A 1,734-nucleotide genomic window follows, 5' to 3' on the forward strand; every position below is an offset into this window, starting at 1 on the left:
ACTGCTAATCCCATACCTCCAACTAATGCTGATATACCGGCTCCAGCACCCGCACCAATTGCCGCTGCTCCAATTGCCGTTGCGTCTTGTTCTTCTATTGCTTTTTTGGTTCCGTAAACTGCCGTGCCGACCACTGCTCCTGCCGCTGCTACTGGAGCCATGCCGACGCCTAGAGCAGTTCCTCCTACAGCCAGTCCCATACCGCCAACTACTGCCGATGCACTAGCTCCAATCGCTGTACCCACTCCCACTGAAATCATTGCCTCTTGAACTTCTTCTGGCTTATTTTTCTCCGTCATTATTTTTTGCCTCATTAGCTTTGGGTAATTATGAAACTCTAGCATAAGACAGACAAGCCGTGAACCACAACAAGCCAGGCGTTAAGGCGCATAAGTGCCAGTCGGGTGCATACAGTTATTAGCTGGCTTCTGGTATTACCAGCCACTGATTGTCTGAGATTTCCAAGGTTTTGAAACAACAGCGAAACGCTTTGCCTATCGGGCTGCAGGCATACACTCCGATTTGGCAATCGTCGGCTATCTTGTGTAAGTGTGTGATCCGCATTTGCAGCCAAGCCTGCCCATCATAAGAATTCTCTAGCAGAAAATCGCTCCCCCGTTTACTGATGCGATACCACATTTCGCGGTATCGTGAAGAAATGTCTTGCGTTGCCCAATCAGAATATCCCAAATTGGTCACCACAGAACCAAGCCGACTAGCTTGTTCGCTTTCATATTCCGTGGAAACTTTTATCCAATTCTGACTGTCAATCCGCACCATTAGGCCACATTGATCATATTTTTCCCGAGGCTGAAATTCTACTTGGGTCATTAGGGAAAAATCGCCAACTTGTCGCATCAATAAGCAATGCCCATCGTCTCTTTGAAAACCATAGTGCGTGTTTTGCCAAAAATCAGTTTTTTCATCTGTAGAAATTTCCAAGCCATTACCCAAACGATAATGCGTCGGCTCGTTGAGCCAGTAAAAATCATCTGACAATGCTGGCTGTAAAAAATTTTCACTAAGTCGCATAATATCGCTCCTAATCAGATACATCGTGATAAGCTAAACGGCTTTTACTTCGGATCACCGATATAGACTCCAAAAGGGTTATAGCTGTTGGATCATGCAGGTTAAGCGCCGTTTAGCTTATTACGAGGCCAGCTAACCATTGATTATACAGAAACTTTCCGAATAACCAAAGTAGGAATATATGGAAACTTTCGACATATCACCCCGTTTTGTGGATTACTGACAATCAGCCGAAATAACATCAGCTTTCCCCCAAGGTTTTAGCACCAATTGTTCAATCTGACTGCACTTCGTAACAAAAATTTACAATTATTCGACGGCACTCGCACTCCCGTCCTTCGCTGTGCCTAGACGTTTTTAGATTATTATCATTTGCTTAAATCAATGTTTAAGGAACGCACGCTACCAGATTGGTGTACTGTTACAGAGCATCCAAAACCAAAACTTTTAAATCTGGGACAGCAGCTAAACGGGCATCATTGGTCAAGAAAAACATAGCACCTTCTCCCATAGCAGTGGCAATCTGGATTGCGTCTGGAGTTCGGGTTCTTCGGTTTGTGCTATGCAATGGACGGAGTTATAAGGGATGAAACCCTTATAGAGAAGGACATTGATGCGATTTTTGTCAATTGTTTTTGCTCTAGAGCGAACTAATCAATTAAGTCTCTTGCCAGATAAGGATTTAGTCGATTTATGCCCCCC

Annotated in this window: 2 protein-coding genes; both read right to left on the bottom strand. The window is 44.4% G+C overall.

Going from position 1 to position 1,734, the window contains the following annotated elements:
• The coding region (locus PX482_RS25400) for a hypothetical protein (RefSeq protein ID WP_288123188.1) at positions 1-299 on the bottom strand (299 nt) is incomplete at its 3' end.
• A 118-nt stretch (positions 300-417) separates the two neighbouring features.
• Positions 418-1,032: a DUF1349 domain-containing protein gene (locus PX482_RS25405; protein ID WP_002757401.1), complete on the bottom strand. Its 615-nt coding sequence runs from the start codon at positions 1,030-1,032 to the stop codon at positions 418-420.
• Between the last annotated feature and the right edge of the window lie 702 nt (positions 1,033-1,734).

Source organism: Microcystis sp. M53602_WE12, from assembly GCF_030065455.1.
In the GTDB taxonomy this organism is placed as follows: Bacteria; Cyanobacteriota; Cyanobacteriia; order Cyanobacteriales; family Microcystaceae; genus Microcystis; species Microcystis aeruginosa.